The organism is Asticcacaulis sp. AC460 (genome assembly GCF_000495795.1).
GTDB lineage: Bacteria > Pseudomonadota > Alphaproteobacteria > Caulobacterales > Caulobacteraceae > Asticcacaulis.
The window spans coordinates 63902-85675 of sequence record NZ_AWGD01000028.1; the positions used below are offsets into that span (position 1 = coordinate 63902).

At 63.6% G+C, this 21774-nt stretch carries 15 protein-coding genes; 2 read left to right on the top strand and 13 right to left on the bottom strand.

What is annotated here, in order from left to right; translation table 11 throughout:
- Positions 1–46 precede the first annotated feature (46 nt).
- Complete coding sequence (locus ABAC460_RS39775) at positions 47–610, top strand: response regulator (RefSeq protein WP_023454338.1); 564 nt, start codon at positions 47–49, stop codon at positions 608–610.
- Positions 611–914: 304 nt separating this feature from the next.
- The gene (locus ABAC460_RS39780; protein ID WP_235075829.1) at positions 915–3368 is read left to right on the top strand and encodes a sensor histidine kinase; all 2454 of its coding nucleotides are present in this window, start codon (positions 915–917) and stop codon (positions 3366–3368) included.
- A gap of 154 nt (positions 3369–3522) precedes the next feature.
- Here ABAC460_RS39780 and ABAC460_RS51140 read toward each other — a convergent pair whose 3' ends face one another.
- From ABAC460_RS51140 to ABAC460_RS39830, 13 genes are all read right to left on the bottom strand, one after another.
- Positions 3523–4914, bottom strand: coding sequence for a M23/M56 family metallopeptidase (locus tag ABAC460_RS51140; RefSeq protein ID WP_023454340.1), 1392 nt, complete (start codon positions 4912–4914; stop codon positions 3523–3525).
- Positions 4911–5300 (bottom strand): BlaI/MecI/CopY family transcriptional regulator, encoded by a 390-nt coding sequence (locus tag ABAC460_RS39785; RefSeq protein ID WP_023454341.1) that lies wholly within the window; start codon positions 5298–5300, stop codon positions 4911–4913. Before ABAC460_RS39785 ends, ABAC460_RS51140 begins: the two co-directional genes overlap by 4 nt.
- Positions 5301–5547: 247 nt before the next feature.
- Positions 5548–9552, bottom strand: a complete 4005-nt coding sequence (locus ABAC460_RS51145) for a cadherin-like domain-containing protein (RefSeq protein ID WP_023454342.1) — start codon at positions 9550–9552, stop codon at positions 5548–5550.
- Positions 9553–9715: 163 nt separating this feature from the next.
- On the bottom strand, positions 9716–10768 hold the full coding sequence (locus ABAC460_RS39790; RefSeq protein WP_023454343.1) for an alpha/beta fold hydrolase: 1053 nt from the start codon (positions 10766–10768) through the stop codon (positions 9716–9718).
- A 69-nt stretch (positions 10769–10837) separates the two neighbouring features.
- Positions 10838–11224, bottom strand: coding sequence for a hypothetical protein (locus ABAC460_RS39795; protein ID WP_155914681.1), 387 nt, complete (start codon positions 11222–11224; stop codon positions 10838–10840).
- Positions 11225–11358: 134 nt separating this feature from the next.
- On the bottom strand, positions 11359–12504 hold the full coding sequence (locus ABAC460_RS39800; protein ID WP_023454345.1) for a hypothetical protein: 1146 nt from the start codon (positions 12502–12504) through the stop codon (positions 11359–11361).
- An 82-nt stretch (positions 12505–12586) separates the two neighbouring features.
- Positions 12587–13225: a LuxR C-terminal-related transcriptional regulator gene (locus tag ABAC460_RS39805; protein ID WP_023454346.1), complete on the bottom strand. Its 639-nt coding sequence runs from the start codon at positions 13223–13225 to the stop codon at positions 12587–12589.
- The gene (locus tag ABAC460_RS39810) at positions 13222–15111 is read right to left on the bottom strand and encodes an ATP-binding protein (protein ID WP_023454347.1); all 1890 of its coding nucleotides are present in this window, start codon (positions 15109–15111) and stop codon (positions 13222–13224) included. Before ABAC460_RS39810 ends, ABAC460_RS39805 begins: the two co-directional genes overlap by 4 nt.
- A gap of 99 nt (positions 15112–15210) precedes the next feature.
- Positions 15211–15726: a periplasmic heavy metal sensor gene (locus tag ABAC460_RS39815; protein WP_023454348.1), complete on the bottom strand. Its 516-nt coding sequence runs from the start codon at positions 15724–15726 to the stop codon at positions 15211–15213.
- Positions 15727–16167, bottom strand: coding sequence for a hypothetical protein (locus ABAC460_RS0124850; protein WP_023454349.1), 441 nt, complete (start codon positions 16165–16167; stop codon positions 15727–15729). It abuts the gene before it with no gap.
- Positions 16167–16865, bottom strand: a complete 699-nt coding sequence (locus ABAC460_RS39820; protein WP_023454350.1) for an RNA polymerase sigma factor — start codon at positions 16863–16865, stop codon at positions 16167–16169. The genes ABAC460_RS0124850 and ABAC460_RS39820 overlap by 1 nt, the downstream gene beginning before the upstream one ends.
- A gap of 289 nt (positions 16866–17154) precedes the next feature.
- Entirely contained in the window at positions 17155–20088 is a 2934-nt protein-coding gene (locus ABAC460_RS39825; RefSeq protein ID WP_023454351.1) for a bifunctional [glutamine synthetase] adenylyltransferase/[glutamine synthetase]-adenylyl-L-tyrosine phosphorylase, read from the bottom strand.
- A gap of 114 nt (positions 20089–20202) precedes the next feature.
- A complete protein-coding gene (locus ABAC460_RS39830) occupies positions 20203–21708 on the bottom strand; it encodes a sensor histidine kinase (RefSeq protein ID WP_023454352.1) in 1506 nt (501 codons plus the stop codon).
- Between the last annotated feature and the right edge of the window lie 66 nt (positions 21709–21774).

Sequence of the window (21774 nt, forward strand, 5' to 3'; positions counted from 1 at the left end):
CCTCGGAAAGTGCCGGGACAAAGTGGCGTAATCTCAGGAGACAATATTGGCGGGCCTCGAACGTGTAAGGTTCCTGGTGGTGGACGACAACGCCCACATGATCAATATTGTCAAAACGATCCTGCGTGGCTTCGGCGCCACCCAGATTTTCGAAGCCCGTGACGCCACCGAAGCCTTCCACCGCCTGAAGCACGACTCGATCGACATCGTCATCACCGACTACCAGATGGAAGTGCTGGACGGGGTCGAGTTCATCAAGCTGGTCCGCAATTCGTCCGACAGCGCCAACCGCTATGTCCCGATTATCATGCTGACCGCTCACTCGGAGCGGTCGCGGGTGCTGTCGGCGCGCGACGCCGGCGCCAACGAATTCTGCTGCAAGCCCGTCACCGCCCAGGAACTGCACCGCAAGGTCGTGGCCGTGGTTGACTTTCCGCGTCCCTATATCAAGACCGGCGGCTATTTCGGGCCCGACCGCCGCCGCAAGATGGATCCCAAATATATGGGGCCAGAACGCCGCGAAGGCTGGAGCGAGGATCACAAACCGCCCGCCAACAAGAAGAAAAAGCTGACCCAGGATCCGCACGATCCGGACGAGGACGTGGCTTAATTTTAGCTCAAACGCCTTGGGGCTTTTGCAGATCGGCCACACTGCGGCGTAAACGATTGCAAAATCGCGGTTGATAACTGAAATTTAGAAAGACTTAAGACTCTCGACAATAGCTTAACCGCACGTTTACCCTCTGAATTGCATGCGAATCACGGCGGGACATTAAGTGGCGTCAGGACGTCAACATCAGCGAACGTCCGCCCCCAGGACAGACGCCGCGTCGGCGCGCCGCCCACGTGAAGATGCGACGCCGTCTGCCGGCCCGCGCGACTTCAAACAGGTTCTCAAATCCTCGGCCATGTCGATGGCCACCTACCCGGTTGGCAAGTCGATGCCGCTGTGGATTCGCCTGGGCGCCCTGGGGCTTACACTGGGTCTGGTCCTGTTCATGGGCCTGTCGACGCTTCAGCTCAACAACAGCCTGTCGGCCGACAAGGACAGCGAAGGCAACACCCTGTTGTCAGCCGCGCAGCTCACCGCCGCGCGCGCGGAGACCCGCCTGACCGCCGCGCGGACGGCGCTGGATGCCGCCGCCCTGCACCTGGCCGCCAAGCCGGACGACGCCCTGACCGCTGCCGAGCATGGCCTAAAACTTTCGCGTGGCGCGGCGCTGGGCGTGGCCGTCGTCAAGGATGGCACCATCGTCGCCCGCCAGGGTAATGACGAACCGGCCCTGATCCTGCGCGCGGCGCAGGACGCCAAGGACACCGGCCTGCTGACGCTGAACCAGAGCCTGACACCGCAGCCCCGCCCCTATCTGGTGGCGCGCGGCGGTAATATCGCCCTGGTCGCCCGCCTGGACGGCGAACTGGCGCCCCCCCAGGCCAACGGATTAAGCCTTCTGGTCGACAGCGGCGGTACCATTGTCGAAGCCTCGGACGAAGCCCTGATCGGCCAGGATATCCGCGACGCCCTCAACGTCAGCTACAACCAGCTTCGCGCCCGCGCCGACAGCCGCGACCTGATCCAGGGCGCGCGCGACGGCGGCGGCTTCGTCAAGCTGGCCTCCGCCCCCCAGGCCGACGGCCTGATCGCGGTGGCCGGCGTGCCGACACAACAGTTCTATTCGTCCTCCGCAGCCTGGGTCAAAGGCCTGATCTTTGTCGGCGGCCCTTTGCTGATCGGGGCCCTGTTCGGCCTCCTGCTGGTCTTCCAGGCGCGCAAGAGCCAGTCCGACGCCCTGCAGTTCCAGGCCAATGAGCAGCGCTACCGCCTGGCCGTCGAAGCGGCCCGCTGCGGCATCTGGGACTGGGATCTGGAGCAGGACCTGATCTACATGTCCGACGTCACCGGCGTCATGCTGGGCTGGGGCGGCGGCGGCGTGGCGACGACCGGCGAATTCGTCAACCGGGTGGCGCCAGAACACCGCGCCGACGTCATGAAGGCGCTGGACACCGCGCGGCTGAAAGGTGCATTCGACGTCTCTTTCCGCGTACCCAATGCCGAGGGCAAGTCGATCTGGGTCGATGTCCGCGGCCAGTCGGTCGGCGCCCGCACGCAACTTGGCTTCATGCGGCTGAACGGCGTCGCCCTGGACGTGTCGGACGAGCGCATGGCCCAGTCGCGGGCCCAGCGCGCCGAGGCCCGGCTTCTGGACGCCATCAATTCGGTCAGCGACGCCTTCGTGCTGTGGGATCGGCGCCATCGCCTGTTGATGTGGAACACGACCTTCGGCGAAACCTTCGGCATCGACGAGCGTTTCCTGCGTGTCGGTACTCCGCGCGAACTGATCGACCAGGTGATGCAGATCGCCATACGCCGCCATCAACCGGCGCCGGACGCCCGCGATGGCGTCTACGAAGCTGAGCTGAACAACGGCCGCTGGATCCAGATTTCGGAAAGCCGCACCCTGGAAGGCGGCCGGGTGCTGACCGGCACCGACATCACCGCCGTCAAGGTCCAGGAAGAGTTCCGCCGCCGCAACGAAGAAGCCTTGCAGGAACTGGTCGAGAAGCTGGAGCAGTCGCGCCAGCAGCAGATGATCCTGGCGCGCAAGTACGAAATGGCCAAGATCCGCGCCGAGGCGGCCAACCATGCCAAGAGCGAATTCCTGGCCAACATGTCGCACGAACTGCGCACGCCGCTGAACGCCATCAACGGCTTCTCCGAGATCATGGCGACCGAAATGTTCGGACCGCTGGGTCATGCGCGCTACAAGGAATATGCCGGCGACATCCTGGGCTCGGGCCAGCACCTGCTCAGCCTGATCAACGACATCCTCGACATGTCGAAGATCGAAGCCGGAAAAATGACCCTGCGCATCGAGCCGGTGAGCCTGGACGAGGTGATCGAGGACACGCTGCGCCTTGTGCGGCAACGGGCGGAAAAGGCCGGCCTCAAGATAAGGGTGCACATGCCGCAACTGCCCGAGATCGAGGCCGATTTCCGTGCACTGAAGCAGATCCTGCTGAACCTGCTGACCAATGCCATCAAGTTCACGCCGCAGCACGGCACGGTGACGGTGTCGGCGGCCATGACCGACGATAATGTCCATATCGCTGTGTCGGACACCGGCATCGGCATCGCGTCGAAGGACATGGAGCGTCTGGCCCGGCCGTTCGAGCAGATCGAGAACCAGTTCTCGAAAACCAAGGAAGGTACGGGTCTGGGCCTGGCGCTCACCAAATCGCTGATCGAGATGCACAATGGCCGTCTCGAGATCGACAGCACCGAAGGCCAGGGCACGACGGTCAATGTTATCCTGCCGATCCGTCAGGTGACTGCGGTCGCCCATGACGAAGACGCCGTAGCGGCCTGATCCGGAGGAAAAAGACGCAGGCCATACCTGGCCTGCGCCTCATATCAAAGATTTAGAGCGCGTTTCGATCCGGCAGAATCGGATCGGCGCTCTAAGTTTTTGTTTTTACGCGCATCTTAATCCAAAAAGTGCGTCACACTTTTTGGGATGCGCTCTAACCCGCATTGGGCAGGGGAATCCGGCCCACTGGATCGACGGCCTTACCGTTTTCGAACACCCCGATATGGACGTGGGGTCCGGTGCTGCGCCCGGTATTGCCTGACTTGGCGACCTCTTGCCCGGCAGCGACCGTGTCGCCGACTTTCACCTCGAAGTCGCCAAGATGCATGTAGTGCGTCACCAGACCATTGCCATGATCAATGTCCAATACCTTGCCGAACCACGGCTCAGCCAAATCGGCACGCGTCACCCGGCCGCTCGCCGGAGCGCGGACCGGCATGCCGATCGGGGTAGCGACATCGACGCCATCATGCTGCGACATCTCGCCGGTGACAGGGTTCCTGCGCATGCCAAAGCCGCTCGACAGACGGCCTTCGACCGGCATGACCGTAAAGAACCGGGCCGGCGCCGATGTCGTCACTGCGGCTACAGATGTTGCCGGCCCCTGCGACCAGGCCAGTTGCGCCACGCTGAGCGGTACCAGAAGCAGGCCACCAGCGATGAGCCAAAGGCGCGTCTTGCCCCGGCCGGGTACAGGGTGCATAATTTCGCTAATTCTCATGCGATAATCTCCAGATTTTGCGGGTGAGAAGGCCGCTGGAACGCATTGCCGTGCGTGTCCAGCGGCATGCTTGACAGCCATGATGAGAGATTCAGCATAGGCTTCGCGCATTTCGGGCGCCGCGGCGGTGACCCGAGCGTCGCAATCGAGCTCGGCTGCCAGCCGGCAATGCCGGGTCTGGGCGCGGACGAACGGATTGAACCACATCAGCACATCAAGCCATGCTAACACCGCAAAATAGAGCGGGTCGCGGCGGGTAAGGTGCGCGCGTTCGTGGCAGATGATCAGGTGTGTCTGAACCGGCGACAAAAGCGCCAACAGGGGCTGGGGCAGAAGGATGGTTGCCTCACCCCAAGCCAGGGCTATGGCAGTACGGCCTGAAACGCGCACGCCTGCGCCCAAGGCCAGGCTGGGCGCGGCGCGACCGCAGGTCAGGGCGATACGAATCTGGGTATGCAAAAGACGGGTGGCCAGAACAGCGGTAACGCCGGCATAGGCGATGACCGTGGCCAGAGGCCATAAACGCCATAAATCCGGATAAACCCGCGCCGGTTCGCCGGTCTCTGGTCCGGCTGGCACAAAGCCGCCATCAATACCCGTGGCCTGCGGTAGAGGCAGCGGCAAGGAGAGATGGATGTCGAACAGTTGCGCTACGGCCAAGACGCCCAGCCCCACAGCGACCGGCGCCAGCAACAAAAGCAGGAAGGATTTTTCCGCCTGGTCGCGCGGAGCATGGGGCGTGCGAACGGAAAACCGGCGCATCAGATAAAGAGCGGCGCTCCAGAGAAACGGCAACACCCCAACGACCACGATCACCGTGCTCATACCTTGTCCTCACCTTTCGCCGCATCCGACAATTGCTCGAGCAGGGCCTCCAACTCGGCGATCTCGCCGGGCGAGACCAGCTTGCTGCCGGCAAAGGCCGCAGCCGGCAGGGGCGCATCCAGGTCGAGAACATCGCGGGCGAAGGCGCTGGCCAGCACGGCCAGGGTCTCGATCTTGGACTGGGAGGCAGCGTAGGTATTGAGGCCGTGAAATGCCTCGATCCTGACCAAACCTTTCTCGACCATGCGCTCCAACGTCTTGCGTGTTGCCGAATAGGACCAGCGTGTTTCCGCTGCGCTGGCGTCATGCAGTTCACGGGCACTGAGGCGTCCGCGCTGCCACAGATGGCGCAGAAGTTTCAGTTCGAAGTCACTGGGCTTAACCATTATTACCGATCCTCATGCGACGGATGTCGCATCTATGTGACATAAACCAGGAGCTGGCAACTGAAATCTTGACGCATTTGGCCGCGGCCTCGCCCCCCATACCGGTTACTTCGGTCACTTCGGTCGCTTCGGGTGCCAGAACGGCGCCGCCGGTGATGAATCCCTGGCGGTGGCCGTCGCCGGCAGTTATCGCCGCATACCTCTGGGCGCGGCGATTTCCAGCGCGATGTCTTCGCAAAAGCGCGTGTTACCAGACGATATGACTCAGCACGTCCGCCCGGCCGGCGTCGCGGATCATCACCAGGTTCTCGCCTCCCAGGTTGATGACGACATCGGCACCGGTCTGCGTCACCAGGCCGGTACTCACCACGCCGGACGTATAGGCGCTGACGTTGATGATATCGTCTTGGGCCGCGGTGAAATCGGTGATCTCGTCCGCCCGGCTACCGGTCTGAAACAGAAAAACATCCAGCCCCGCACCGCCGGTCAATGTGTCATTGCCCCCCAAGCCGTTCAGGAGGTTATTGCCGGCATTGCCGATCAGGAGGTTCGAAACGCTGTTCCCCGTGGCGTCGATATTGGCCGTTCCGGTGAGTTCCAGCACCTCGGCATATCGGCCGGTCAGGGTGTAGGTGGCGGTCGAGAAAATGACGTCGCGCCCTTCGCCGCTGTTTTCGACCACCTTGTCATTTGTATCCTGAACGAAATAGGTGTCGTCACCCAGTCCACCGGCCAGGGTGTCCCGGCCCGCACCACCATCCAGGACGTTGTTGCCGGAATTTCCCGTCAGCCGGTTGCCGACGCCGTTCCCCGTCGCTACCAGGTTCGCCGTCCCGGTGAGAACCAGATTTTCGACGACCGTCCCAACCAGGCTTAAGCTGACCGAAGACTGCACCGTGTCGATGCCTTCGCCGGCCAGCTCAGTGACACGGTCGCCGGACTGGTCGACAAAGTAGGTGTCGTCCCCCAGTCCGCCGATCATCGTGTCCGCGCCGACGCCGCCGGTCAGGGCATTGTTTCCGGCATTGCCTGTCAGGCTGTTGTTCAGACTGTTGCCCGTGCCGCTCAGGTTTGCTGTACCCGTCAGTTCCAGCCGCTCGATATTGGCGCCAAGCGTGTAGCTGGCGGAGGCGCGGACAAGGTCATTGCCCTCCCCGGCCGCTTCGATGGTCACGTCCGAGGCGATGTTGACGACAAAAGTGTCGTCGCCCAGTCCGCCGGTCAGGGTATCGGTGCCCGCGCCAGCATCCAGCAGGTTGTGTCCGCTATTGCCGACCAGGCTGTTGGCCAGGCTGTTGCCCGTCGCGGTCAGGTTGGCGGCGCCGGTCAGGGCCAGAACCTCGGCGTTGATGCCGGCCAGGCTGTAGCTGACCGAGCTGAAAATGACGTCGTTGCCCTCGCCGCTGAGCTCGACCACCTTGTCGCCCGCGTTCTGGACAAAGTAGGTGTCGTCGCCCAATCCCCCGGTCAGGATATTGACGCCGGCATTGCCGGTCAGGGTGTTGTTCAAGGTATTGCCCTTGCCGTTGACGACGTTGCTCCCTTGCAGGACCAAGGCTTCGACGCCGGTCCCCAAGGTAAAGCTGACCGTCGAGAAAACGGTATCGTTGCCCTGCCCCACCTCTTCCAGCACAACGTCCGCAACGTCGTTGACGAAGTAGACGTCGTCGCCCTGGCCGCCGGTCATGGTGTCCGCGCCACCGTCGCCGTTCAGGGTGTCATTGCCGGCGCCGCCTTCCAGCCCGTCCTTGCCGGCGCCACCGTCGAGCAAATCCGCGCCCGCCAGGCCGAAGAGCAGATCGTCCCCGGTGGTTCCGTTCACTGTGTCGGCCGCGGCCGTGCCGTAGGTGGCGTCGCTGCGGAAAAGGCTCTGGTAGATGCCCATGCCCGAGCCGTCTTCATCGAAGCTGGCCCAGGCGATGACAAAGTCGCCATTGGACTGCGTCGTGACGCTGAGGAGGTTTTTGAAACTGTGGATGCTGGTCGGCGTGTAGTCGCTGACGAAGCGTTCGGTCTGCGCCGTGCCGTCGGCATTGAATATCCGGTAGTAGATGGCCGACGCATTGGAGTAGGCCACAACCCAGCCTCCGCCCGGCAGGGCAGCAACGTCCGGGAAATACAGGTTGGAGCTGGTCGGGCTGGTCACGTCGTGGCTCGACACCGGATTGCCCTCGGCGTCGTAGCGCAGCACGATCAGCTTGGGGTCATAAAAGGGCTTGCTGGCGCTATAGGTGCCGTCGAAGGTATAGGCCAGGACGAAGCCGCCATCGGCCAGAACGGTGACCACGCCGTTCTCATGATAGCCCTGTCCCTGCGAAGGCGCGGCTCCCAAAGTATCGCGACTGCGATCGCTGTTGTAGATGGCCCAGAGCAGCTGCGACTGCGTGGTGCTGGACTGGTCCTCCCAGGTCACAAGCCACTGACCACCCGCCATGGCGACGATTTTCGGATCGTTCAGCGAAGACTCGGCAGTCCCCGAAGAACTGTCGATAGTGAATTCGGCTTCGATGGCCACCCCACCGGCCGTTCGGTGCTGGGCCAGCAGTGTATAGGTGTGCACCCCGGAGACTATGGTGAAAACCACGCGCACCGTCACGCTGGTCCCGTCCGTCAGCGTCGCGGTCAGGTCGGACGAAGCCGATCCCGCGGCTTCGCTGCCGACCGCATTGCCGTCGCTGTCATAGTCCTGGCGGCGACGGCCGTCGGGGGAATCCCAGCTCACGCGCCACCCATCCGGCAACTGCGTCAATTCGGGGTTCTTCTGGTCTCCAGCGGTCGTGGTGTTGACCAGGGCAGCCGCCGTCGGGGCGTGGTCTTCGACCGGCGCGACACCGTAAGCCAGACTGGCCCCCAGGCCGACCACCCCGTCGCTGACCGTATAGCTCAGGGTCATAGTGCCGGCAAAATCGGCAAACGGCGTAATAGTATAGGTACCGTTGCTGTTGGCGACGACAATGCCGTGACTGGCGGTCAGGTTGGTCACCACCAGCGGTGTCTCGACATTGGCGTCGCTGAAGCCCTGCAGCAACTGCGCGGTCGTAACGAAGTAAGCAGTATCCTCATGACCCAGTTCGAGAACGGCCTGGGCCCCCGTAAGTACCGGGGCGGCGTTGTCGATGATCGTAAAGACGCGCTGGTAGATATCGGAACCGAAGCTGACGAAGTCGCTTTCACTATTGAAGCCATGCCAGCTGACGACGAAATTGCCGTTGCTGAGCGCGGTGACCGAAGGCAGGCGCTGGTCGAAATTGGTGACCTGGTTGATCACCAGTTCGGAACCCAGCTTGCTGCCGTCGGCATTGAAAACCTGGCCGTAAACATCCGGCTGGCCCGAAGCATTGTAATTTTCCCAGACAACCACCCAACGCCCGTTTGCCAAGGCGGTCACGGTTGCGTTGGGCGCGAAGACGCTGGCGGTCGTGTTGACGACGGTCGAGGCGATGATCTCCGCCCCCGTCGCATCGTAGACCTGTTGAATGACGGTGGTGTTGTTCGGCCCGCCGATGGCGATGACAACCCATCCGCCGTTCGACAGGCCGGCGACGCTGACACGCCCGCCTGACTGGGTAAAGACCTCCGGACCGACCACCTGGCCGGACGCGTCGAAACGCTGGGAAACATGGAACTGGCCGAAGAGATTGTTGTGGCTGCCGAAGTGTTCCCAGGTGGCAATATAGCCGCCATCGGTCAGAGCCGCGATGGACGGCGTGGCCTGGGACCCGACGGTCATCACGTTGAGCCGGACTTCGGCGCCCACCGCGACACCAGCGGCGTTGTAGGTCTGGCTGTAGATGCCGAACTGGTCGCCATCCTGGCCGTTCGAACCCCACACCACGACATAGCCGCCGCCGGTCAGGGCCGTGATATCCGGTGCCTGCTGTGAACCGGGGATGAAGGTGTTGACGGTGACGGCACTGCCGACCTTCGCGCCCAGGGCATCGTAGCGCTGGGACTCGACATTGACCCCGGTTTCGCCGTTTTTGTAGATCTCCCAGGTGACGATCCAGCCACCGTCGCTCAGGCCTATGACGGCGCTGTTGTTGCGGGCATCCAAGCCGGTCGTCACGGTGATTTGTCCGCCAGACTTGGTGCCGGCGGCCGTGTAGCGCTGCTGCAGGATGTGGACGCCGGACGTCCAGGTCACCACCCACCCGCCGTCTTCCAGCCAGGCAATGTCCGATGTGTGCTGATCGCCGGAACGCGAGGTGTTTACGACGGTTTCATGGGTGATGCCGATCACAGCCAGTGTCATGGTTCAGAGCCTTTGCGCAGAAGGGGCGCGGTGCGGTCTGTCGCCCCTACGGTGACGGGCTACAGGTGCAGACGCGAGGTCCCAGGTGGCGCAGAGTTGAACATATTACCGCATGGCGTTCTCTCCCGCATATGCGGGAGGGCGGCGGGTGAGGTGAATTCGCCTACTGAATCAACGGACGGATCGTCTCGTTCAACAGCTTCAATTGCGCATCGACCATGATGCTGTTGGGGTCGTGACCGGTGCGCGGCAGGACGACGAACTCTTTCCGCGGCGCCTTGAGGCTGTCGAAATAGGATCGCGAAATCTCTGGCAGTGTCAGGTAGTCCGCCTCGCCCTGCAACAGGAAGACCGGCACCTTGACGTCCGTGCCCAGGGCCGGCAGGTCGACCTGCGAGAACATGCCGTCGCCTTTCCAGCCGACGAACTGGATGTAGGAATAGTCCTCACCGGCCGTATAGTCCTCCTGAGCCTGAGGCGTGGCATAGTCCGGCGCAGGCTGCCACCATTGGGCAGGCGCCGGATCGGTGGCCAGGCCTTCGTACTTGCGGTCGATGCGGCGCAGGATGCCGAAGTTGCGCGGATTGGCCCACGGCGGCGCGCCAAGCCCTTCCAGCTTGGTCACACTGTCCTGGTCGCCGGCCTGGCGCGCCATATCGAGCAGTCTGGTGTAGGTCGCCGGGAGGTTATCGCCATAGCTGACGATCTGCGCCCAGCCGAGATAGGCATGGAACAGGTCGGGCTCGGCCTTGATCATGTGGACGGCCAGGATCGAGCTCCATGACCCGCCCAGCAGGACGACCTTGCGCTGACCCAGGTGTTGCGTCAGATAGCGCGCCACTTCGAGTCCGTCATCGCGCATCTGTTCGATGGTCAGCGGCGTGTCCTCGGACGGACGGTTTTTGCCCCAAGTCATGCCGGCGCCGCGCTGGTCCCACTGAACGACGGTATAGTCCTTTTCCCAAGTGCCATAGATGGCGTCGGAGAACGGGCTCATGGGATTACCCGGACCGCCGTGAACGATAAAGACGACGGGGTTGTCGCAGCGGTCGCCTTTGATGGTCACCCACTGCGGTATGCCGCCGATCTCGACAAAGCCCTTCTCGTCGAGTTTCTGCGCCGGCGAGGCACAGATGTTCGCAGTCTGGGCCACGGCGCCGGTCGCGAGCGACAGAAGCGCCGCGGTCAGAAGTCCGGCCAGAAAACGGTAATGCATGGAGCCCCCTTGAAAGTCCGGGGAACCCTAGAACCTGAGCGCCTGGACGACAAGCCCTCCGTGCCAGACCTACCAGCACCCGAGAGAGCGTTCGACCTTGTGGATTTCGGCGATCCTGTCTTCCAGTTCCGTCAGACCCTGCCCCGAAGCCTTCTTGTACGCGATATAGGCCTCACCATATTCGCTGGCCGCAGCATTGAGGTCGTAGCAGGCCAGGCTCGAATTGTTGTTCTTCGCGTCAGCAACCGCCTCCTCAATGTAATGCCTGGCCCGGCGCACGTGATTTTCAACCTCGTAGCCGGCGGCCTTGATTGCGCGCTGCGTGGCCTCGTCAGCCTCCGCCTGGGCAGCCGCGTCGTCCATGGCCTGCAAATCGTCGAAAACCGATTGGGCCTGCGCGCCCTGCGTCCACAGACAGAGGCTGAACCCAGCCAATACAGATATTCTTTTGAACATCCCATGCTTCCTTTTAGAGTGCGTTTCGATCCGGTAGAATCGGATCGGCGCTCTAAGTTTTTGTTTTTACGCGCATCTTAATCCAAAAAGTGCGTCACACTTTTTGGGATGCGCTCTAATCGAACGTCCCTGGCCTATCGGGCGAATGCCGCGTCGAGCAAGGTCTGCTGCGCCCCCACCAAAGCGCCTCTCATGCGCGCGGAGTAGGCGGTCGGGTCGTTCAGAGTGGCGTCGATATAGAAGGTCTGTTTGGAGTTAAGCATACCCATAAGCGCCCCGCCGACACCCTTGGCGCCGCTGCTGCCCTCGACGAAGCTATACATATCCGCGCCGACGCCGACAGGCTTGCCGAGCGCCACGACAACGTCGCCATCTTTCGGCGCGGCCATAAGCGTGCCGGGATAATTCTTGACCTTGTAGCCCATCTTCTTGGCGCTGGTCGGCAGGCGGAAACTGATCCGACTCTGCTCCTGCCTGAGGCGAACAAAGGACCGCGCCTCGGCCGAGTAGGCGGTCGTGACACCGCTCATGCCCGATCCCAGGTCGTCGAAGAAAGTCATGTCGCTGATCTTGCTGCCGGCGCTCAGTTCCGAGAAGTTGACGACATACCAGGCCTTGACGAGAGTCGCGCCCAATGCCTTTGCGATGTCGATTTCCCAGCCGGGAATCTGCCAGTTTCCGACCTGCATCCGGTGCGACGGGTTACGCGCGACATTATCTCCGGCCTTGCTGAGCTTGGGATTGGGATTGCATTCGTAATTTCCCAGTTCAAGCGCGTAGGGCATGTAGGGGGGCAATCCCATCGGACCAAAGACGACGCTTTGGCCGTCGGCATTGTCCCAGTTGGCGCCACTGTCGAATCCCGCCTTCGATTGCAGGGTCTTATAGGTTGGGTCCGCGGTCAGAACGGCTGTGTCGACGACCTCGATGCCGAGGGCAGTGAACCGGGCCTTCAGGGCGGCATAGGCGTCATCAGCGATCTTTTGCAGTAGGGTGGAATCGGCGTCCTGCCAGCGGCTGTAGGCGGCGGTATCATCGCTGATATGCAGGCTGGCGATATGGAAACCGTCTTTCGTTGCCTTGTCAGCCGTCTGAAACTCGACGACGAAGGCAGAAATGGCCACGCGCTTCACGCCGGTCAGATCCGCCGCCGAGCTGTCGACGAAAAGGGTGGCGCCCGGCGTGCCGGCAGCCTGGGCCCAACTTGGCAGGGCGGTGGACAGGGCGCAGCCGGCAGCGGCCCCCAACAGGTAACGACGTGACAGGTTGACGGATGACATGGCTGTGCTCCCCGATGTAACGGGGCCGATTATGACCGGTTCAGGACAGCTGTCTTCACCTGTTCAGGGGAGACCGAACCTCTCAGAGACGCGTCAGGCCCATGCGTTGGGCGTGCATGGCCGCCTCGGCGCGTGACGTAATGCCCAGCTTGGAATAGATCGACTTGATGTGGCTGGCCACGGTGTTTTCCGTCAGGCCCAGCGCCAGGGCGGTATCGGCATTGCGCAACCCCTTGGAGATCAGGCCCAGGACGTCGAGTTCACGCGGGCTGAGCGTGGCCTCCGGTTGGTGGGCAACGGCGGTGGAACGGAAGTGATCGACAATCCGGCGAGCAATGGAGGGCGACAGCGCCGGAATGCCCTGGTCCAGCTGCGCCAGCTGCCGTGCAAACAGATCTATCGGCGAATCCTTGAGAAGATAGCCGTGGGCGCCAGCCGACAAGGCCGCGATAATCGAGGCATCGTCGCCCATGACGGTGGCCACGACCACGACCGCATCGGGTTGCACCTCACGGAAGGCCGCAATGACGTTGATGCCGGACCCGTCGGGCAGGCCCAGATCAACGATGGCAAGATCGATCCCTCCGCCTTTCGCGGCATGGACGCCGCTACGCATGTCGGCCGCTTCGCGAATTTCGGCACCGGCAAATGCGGTCATGGCCGCCCGGCCAAGCCAGGCCCGCGTCTCGCCGATATCCTCGACGATCAATATCTGTTTCATGACGCGGGCTCCTGCGCGGGCAAGGGAATGCGGGCGACCAGGCGGACGCCCGCCGCCTGGCCGGCCAGGGGGCTTGCCAGGGAAAAGTCTCCGCCCAGGCTTTCGGCGCGCGCCTTCATGTTGTCGAGGCCATGCCCCAGCGACACCGTATCGACCGCAAAGCCGCGGCCGTCGTCCTCGACGCACAGCGACAGATGACGGTCGTCGATACCGATCTCGACCGTCAGGGTGCCGGCTCCGGCGTGCTTGATGGTATTGCTGGCGGCCTCGCGGACCAGAGAGCGCAAGGCATGCAGCCGGGACGGCGCCAGCGGCGTGTCGGCCGGGGTATCGACACGCCACACCAGCGAAACATCATGCGGGCTCAGCCGGTCGGCGGTTTCGGCCCGTAGATCGGCCAGACTGGACGCCAGCGGCAGATCGTGCGCCTGCGCATTGTTGATGACGTCGCGCAGATCTGCCAGGGTGTCGCGGATCATGTCGTCCTTGCGTTCGGCCGCTCCGGAATGCAGTGCGCGCAGCAATTGCGCGCCGATATTGTCGTGGATATCGCGGGCAATGCGCGTGCGCTCTTCATTGACGCCACGGTCGTAGGCGCCCCGACTCTCCTCAGCATGCCGCATCAGAGCGACGATCTGTTCGGCGGTGGCCAGGTCGCGTTGACTGAACAGGCCTCGCCCGGCCTGCGGGTATCGCAGGGTCAGGGCCGGCGAACTGGCCACCGCAGGCAGGTGCAGGGCCAGCCCCTCCGCCGCGATTTGGGGCATCGCCATCGACTGTGCCTCGGCAACGATGTCGAGCGGGCTATAGATGTCGCGCAGAAGCTGCTCCCACCCCTGGGCGCGTTGCGGCCCGCTGGGTTGCAGTGCGGCCTCGACGACCGAACGGAAGATCCCGGCGTCATCCGGCGTGTGCCTCCGGGTCAGCCGCCGCCAGGCGAATTCGCGCAGCGGCATGTAGAGGAAGGCCATGCCGAACAGCACCAGTCCCAGGGCCGGGCCGGGCGCCAGCGACAGACTGCCGATCAGGAAGGTGTCGACCGCCAGAACGGCCAGGGCGACACAGGCGTGGAATATGAGCTGGAAGGCCCATCCCCCGAGATCGAACAGGCGGTAACGAACCAGTCCGACGGCCAGGCCGGCATAGATGATCAGAAAGGCGGCGAAGGCGTACTGGGGCTTTATCAGCGCGCTGTGGCCGAAAAGGTTTGGCACCGAGACCAGGGCGATGAACGTACCGGCCCCCAGCAGGACCGACGCGCCAAGCCAGACGGCAATGGCGCGTTGACGAGGATCGCGACGCGCGGCAACGACCTGGCCAAGGGCGGCCAGGATAATCCCGACCATTTCCAGGAAGGTTATAGGTTGAACAGACGCCGGATGGCGCAAGGGACCGAAGCCGCGCACCAGGGTCCACAGGCCAAACACGGTGACCACCGCCGCCAGAATCCAGCGCCAGTACGGCAACCGGGCAGGGTAGATCAAAAAGAGTGCGATCATCACCATCCCGAAGCCCGAGGCCGCCAGCAGGTTGAGGGTCTGCAAGGCCGTGACCAGCCCGTCCGGCAAGGGGGACGCCATAAAGCTGCGGGTAGAGGCAAAGGTGAACAGCAGGGTCATCACGCCGCTGAGCGCAAACAGGCTCGAGGCCGGGTTGAGCGGCTTCAGCACCCATATCCAGATCGAGACGAGATAGGCGCCGAAACCTACGCCCAGCGACACCCAGACCGCCGGGTGAACGCTGAAGGGACGCCAGGCCGCGACATCTGGCGTGAACCCCGACGGCGGCTGGACCGCCCAGCCGATCACCACCAGCAGCACGACCAGGGCCGGCGCGATCAGTATGCGCAGCCGTGTCGAGGGCTTGGTGAAAAACGTGAAGTTCAAGGGTCGCCCTGGGATTGGAGGGGATGTCGGGGCCGACAGTAGTCCCATGTCCGATCCTCCGTCCACCCCCGAACCGGGGATAGGGCGGGAAGCAAAACCCTATTTTACCGCCGACGCGGCCGGCTTGGCTTCGCCCGGTTTCACATCCGCCGGCTTCATCAGGTAATAACGGAAGCGGAAGCTGGCCTTCAGCAGGTGATCGGCCACCAGCTTGCGCTCGTCCGGCGACAGGGACGCCATGCCGTCGATCAGGGCGCGTTCCACCTTGGCGCGGGCCTGGTCCTCATAGCTGCGCGCCTCTTCCGACAGGGCCGCAATATGCGTCGGCTCATAGGGATCGGTCGCCGCCAGGCGTGCCGCCTCGGCGCGCAGGTCGCGCGCCTTGGCCATGTCGTCCTCACCGCTGAGGGCCGACTGTTTGATCAGGGCGATGATGCGTTCCTTGGCCGCAGGCGGCATGGCCTTGGTGGCGTCCTTCCAGGCTGAGGCGATCGGCATCTGGGGCTTGGACTTGCAATGCTGCTTGACGACATAATAGCTGCCGCCCATGGTCGCCAGCAGGAAGACATTGAGGATGATGGACGCGCCCAGCACCCATTTGATCTTGCCGGCCATCTAGCCGTTCCCCAGTTCTTCGGCCATCTCAACCATCTGGGCCTGTTCCAGCACCGACTGAGCGCGGAGCTCGTCCAGACTGTTCAGGCTGATGTTGATGCCGAAAACCGCTCCCGCCAGGCAGGCGGCCACACCGGCGCCGGCCCAGAAGACCGCCATGCGCCGCGCCGGTTCCGCCATGGCCGGGCCGGTGACGTCATTGGCGGCGATCATCTTCGCCACGGTCTGAAAGTGCAGGCGTTCGCTGACCGCGACGTCGTCGACCGCCATCAGCATATCGTCCAGTGACAGGGCCTCGGCCAGCCATTCGGCGGCGTCGGCATTGCCGGCGGCAAAGGCGCACGCGGCCTCACGCTCACCGTCCGGCCAGCGGACCGGATCGGCGCCGTAGGCGTCGAGAATGTCCCGGAACCGCCGGGCCGTCATGTCTTCGTTACGCATCACGCACCTCCCGGCCTGTTGTCCAAGTCTTTGGCACCAGGCTTAGGGTAAATCTCGGATCCGGCGATACCGGACTTATCTTCGACAGGATTGAGCCGGGCTCTGAGGCTGCGCCGCGCCCGCGACAGCAAACTCTCAAGGGCCTCGACGCTGACCTCCATCAGGGCCGCGGCCTCGATATTGGACAATTCCTGATAATAACACAGCGTTATCGCAACCCGCTGGCGTTCCGGCAAGGCCTTCAACGCCGTTTGCAGCGAAGCCGCATTTTGCGCCCTTTCCAGCGCCGCGCCCGGTCCGGCCGCCGTATCGACGATTTCGACATCGTCGGTCGACACCTGGTCGCGCCGGCGGCGCAGACGGTCGTAGCACAGGTTCAGCGCCACCCGGTGCATCCAGGTGTCGATCCGCGCCTTGCCCGGCACCCAGTCGCGCGCCTGTTTCCAGGTGCGGACCAAGGTTTCCTGGGCCACGTCCTCGGCTTCGACCGGATCGCCCAGCATGCGCCGCGCCAGCGACAGCAGCCGCGGCAGCTTGCGCGACACCAGGGTCGACACGGCGGAGGTATCACCCTTGGCGATGCGCTCCAGCAAGGTTTCGTCGGGATCGGCGTTCACACGTGTGGTCTCCGGCCTCGCCACGGCAGCGGGCCTGGCGGAGTCGGCGGGTGGCAGACTGATGCGCAGGGTCTCGGGCATGGGCCTTACTTCCTTACCACAAACATGCCGTCACGACGAACATATCGGAGAGCGAAACGGAGCATGACTGTACGCGACATTGAGTTACCTGATCCTGAACACCGTCCCCCGGGTTGGCTTCATGTAATTGTACGAACAATAACGGTGTTTCCGTCGAAACGACTGAGAAGAATTCTTATAGCGCGCTTGGAAGAAAGTCGCCCCACCACCACATCTCACGCGCTGCGCCTTCGGCGGTGCGCGCTCGTGCGGTCCCCCTCCCCACGCGAAGGGCGCAGGGAGGTATGATTTATGCGCGCACGATCTTCTCGAACGCCTGGCGGGCCCGCTTGCGCAAGTCCCTCAGCTTCTTTTCCAGCGTGTCGAGACGGCGGGTGTGGACGGCGCGCGCCAGCTTGCGCTGGAAGGCTTCGGGCTCGTTGTGCGGGTCATCGGTTTCGGTCAGCGACACGCGCATCACCTGAGCCAGGGATTGCTGTACCCGCCAGGCCGACGCCAGGGCCTCGACCTCTTCGGCCGGCGCCAGGCCGGCGCGCTGCATGGCCGACAAGGCCTGGAGCGTGCCGACGCGCAGGGGACCGCCTTCAGAGGCATGGATCAGTTGCAGGTATTGGGCGGCAAATTCGCAGTCGACCTGACCACCGACACACAGCTTGAAATCCCAGAAACCCTTGCCGGGGCGTTCGCGCTCCATCAGGGCGCGCATGTTCAGCACGTCCAGCGCCGTCTCGCCCTTCGGCCGTTGACGCCGCAGGATGGTCTCGATCTTCAGCCGCGCCAGGTCGGCAAAGTCGGCCGAAGACGACCACACCACGCGCCCCCGGGTCAGGGCCTGGAATTCCCAGGTATCGGCGCCGCGGGTATAATAGTTCTCGAACGCTGCCAGCGACACGGCCACCGGTCCCTTGGCGCCGGTCGGGCGCAGCTTCATGTCGATTTCGTACAGCGAGCCCTCGTGAGTCGGCGCCGACAGGGCCGAAATCAGGCGCTGGGTGAAGCGGCCGAACCAGGTTTCCGCCGCCCAGCCCTTGACGCTGGAGACACCCGACGGGTCGTCGGGCAGGTAGACGGCCATCAGGTCCAGGTCGGAGGTCGCGGTCATCTCCTGGGAGCCGAGCTTGCCCAGGGCCAGAATGGCAACCTGGCCATCCAGCCGGCCGGCCTGGCGCTGGATATCCTCCAGGCATAACGGCGCCAGGTGGTTGACGCAGGCATCCGCCAGGCGCGCATAGGCACCGCCCGCGGCTTCGGTATCCAGCCGCCCGGACAGGATCTGCATGCCGATGCGGAACTGCTGTTCGCGGCCAACCCGGCGCAGGGCGTTCATGACGGCTTCGAGATCGCCCGGCACGCGTTCAACTTCGCGGGTGACGATGGCGTCCAGTTCTTCACCCAGCGGATCGAAGAAGCCGGCATCCAGCATGGCGTCGAACGAGGTGGGGTGGCGCGCCAGCATCTGGGCCAGGCGCGGCGAGAAGCCCATGATCTCGACGATCGACTTGAACAGCTTCGGATTGGCCAGGAACAGCGATTGAATCTGCACCCCGGCATTCAGCGTCACGAAGAAGCGCGAAAACCGGGTAAAGGCGATCGACGGGGTGCCGGTTTCGTTCAGCGCCTCCAGCAGGCGCGGCACCAGGCGGGTAAACAGTTCGCGCCCGCGCTCCGACCGGGTCGCCGGGATGCGGCCATGGTGCCAGGACCGGATGGTCGCCGACACCTGTTCGGGCTGGTCGAACCCCATGCGTTTCAACGTCTTGAGCGTTTCGGGGTCGTCCTCGATACCGGTGAAGACCAGGGAACCGAAGCTGGACGACAGGGGCTCGGCCTCGCTGAACAGTTCGCCATAGTGGCCGTTGACCAGACGCAGGGTCCGCGACACGGCCAGATCGAAGCGCGACAGGTTCGAGAAACCGGACAGGGCGGCAATCGGAAGACGGCCCTCATCGGCTTCCGGCAGTTCGTGGGTCTGCTCGTCGTGGATCATCTGGACGCGATGTTCCCAGTCGCGCAGACGGCAATAGGCCTGTTTCAGCTCCTTGGCGACGGCCGGCACCAGATGGCCGGCCCGGCGCAGGGCGTCCAGGGCATCCAGGGTGCGGCGCGAGCGCAGGGACGGGTCGCGGCCGCCCAGGATCAGTTGCTGGGTCTGGGCGAAGAACTCGATCTCGCGGATACCGCCGGCGCCCAGCTTCAGATTGGCGCCGGCAGGGTCCAGGCGTTCGTCGACATGGTAGACGTGGATCTGGCGCTTGATCGATTGAACGTCGGCAATGGCGGGATAGTCGAGGCTGCGGCGCCAGATGAACGGCGTCAGGTCGGTCATGAACTGACGCGCCTCGATCATGTCGCCGGCAATCGGCCGCGCCTTGATGAAGGCGGCGCGCTCCCAGTTCTGGCCGACCGATTCGTAGTAGTTGAGCGCAAACGGGACGCTGACCACGGTCGGCGTCGAGGACGGGTCCGGCCGCAGGCGCAGGTCGACGCGGAAGACATAGCCGTCACCGGTACGTTCGCTGAGCATCGTCGACACGGCGCGCGCGACGCGGTCGGCAAAGGTCTGGGCTTCGACCTGGCCGGCGATGGGCAAGCGGTCCAGGTCGCAGAAGAAGGTGATGTCGATGTCGGACGAATAGTTGAGCTCGCCGGCGCCATGCTTACCCATGGCCAGGACGAAGAGGCCGGGCAGGATGCCACGTTCGCCGCGTTCGAAGGGCACGATGCGGCCCTTGTCGGTTTCATCGCGTACCACCAGGGCCAGGGCGGCGCAGGTGACAGCATCGGCAAAGCGCGTCAGGGCGGCGGTGACGTGGTCCAGATTCCAGACATCGCCCAGGTCGGCCAGGGCGGTCAGGAGGTGGGTGTCGGCCTTGAGGTGGCGCAGGATCTTCTTGGCCGCCGGAATATCCAGCGTGTCCATGGTCAGGGCCTGCTGCTCGATGGCTTCGGTGGCCATCAGTATCGCCTTGAGGCGGGCTTCGGGCGCGGTGATCAGGGTTTCGCGCAGGCGTTGGGGGTCTCGGCGCATCAGGCCGGCGAGATAGGGCGACGCGGCCAATACGGGGCGCAGGGCGGGTTCTGCGGCCTTCAGGACGTCGATCCAGCCTTCGGCGCGGGCGACCTCTTCCAGCGTGTCCATGACGTAGGCGGCATTGGACTCGTTGAGCACGGGGCCGCAGGGGTGCAGCCGTTCGACCAGAGAAGAAAACAACACATCCGCCATGGTAGCCTGGTAACGCCTCTCCTGTTCCCCCCGGAATCGCTTACGCGGTCTTTGCTGAGTAATGCAAAAACGTTGTCAGCGAAACCGTTTCTTGTTTTTGAACCGGGAAAAGGCCTAAACGGCTGGCAGGACCAGGGCGGTGCGCAGGCCCGGCCCCTGAGTCTTGTACACGCCCGGGCCTTCGGCGATGTCCAGCCGGCCCTTGTGCGCAATCGCCACGGCTTCGACCATCGATAGCCCCAGACCCACGCCCGGCAGGGTGCGCGAGTTTTCCAGGCGCACAAAGCGTTCGGCGATGCGCGACCGATCCTTTTCCGGCACGCCCGGTCCGGTGTCGGTAATCGAGAACTCGACCTCGCGCTGGGAGGTCCGGCGCAGGCGGAAGGTGATCCCGCCTTCCGGCGTATATTTCACCGCATTGTCCAGCAGGTTGGCCAGGGCCTGGGCCAGGAAATCACGATTGCCCAGCGCCTTGACGTCGCGCTCGATCTCGAATTCGAACTCCAGCCCTTTGTCGGCGGCGACCAGTTCGTACAGCTCGGCCATGTCGTCGGCCAGGGCGGTGGCGTCGAACAGGACCTGCTCCGGCGCCCCGCCCGCCGCCTGGAGCCGCGAAATGGAGAACACGGTCTGGAAGGTACGCAGAAGCTGGTCGGTCTCGTCCAGCGCCTTGGCCAGGGCCTCACGCGCCTGGGAAGGGTCCTTTTCGACGTCGATCAGCGACACTTCCAGCTTGGTGCGCAGGCGCGACAGCGGCGAGCGCAGGTCGTGGGCGATGGCGTCGCCGGCGTATTTGAGGTTGCCCATGGTCTTTTCCATCCGCGCCAGGGTCTGGTTGATGCGGATGCCCAGGGCGTCGAATTCATCGCCGGTGTCGCGTACGGGAATGCGCGCCTTCAGATCGCCCTCCTGGACGCGTTCCAGCACGGTCGTGACGCGCTGCACCGAGCGCGAGACCTCCTGGTTGATCAGGGTGCCGGCGAACAGGCCCAGGATGATGACCAGAATACCGCCGCCGACCGCCGCCTTGACCTCCTGCTGGAAATTGTGATCGGCGAAGCTCATGTCCATGGCGACATAAACGAGGAAGTCGTCGCCCAGCTTGACGATCCGCCCCTGGTAGCGGCAGCATTTCTCGTCGCTGGGTGAACGGCTGAAGAAGTTGACCGACATCTCCTTCTGGCCGTTTTTCAACATCTTCAAACCGGCGGCGATCAGATAGTCCGGCAGGTCGCGGCCCTCCATCCGGGCGCGGCTGTTTTGCGCCAGAACCTGGCCGGAGCCGTCAAAGGCGCCTTTCGCGAAGACCCATTCGACGGCGTCATCGGTCAGGATTTCCGAGACCACGCCGGCCTGGCCTTCGGTGGACTGCAGTTCCTGTAAGACCTTCATGCGGGCATCGATGGCGCTGTTGCCCCAGGCGCGCGATTCCGTCGAGGTGGCGAGGTAGATATAGCCGAACACCAGAACGGCGACGAAGACATAGACGCTGAGGAAGACCAGGGTCAGGCGGAACGGAGTCTGGCGAAAGAAGTTGGGGTTGAAGATGTTCAGATTGAACAGGTCGACCCGCCCCAGGGCCGACACACGCTGCCGAAGGCCGGAGATAGGGTCAGGCATGGCGTGGCTCCACGGTAAAATCCATACCCGGCGGGGCTAACTTCTCCTCCCTACGAAGTGGGGAGG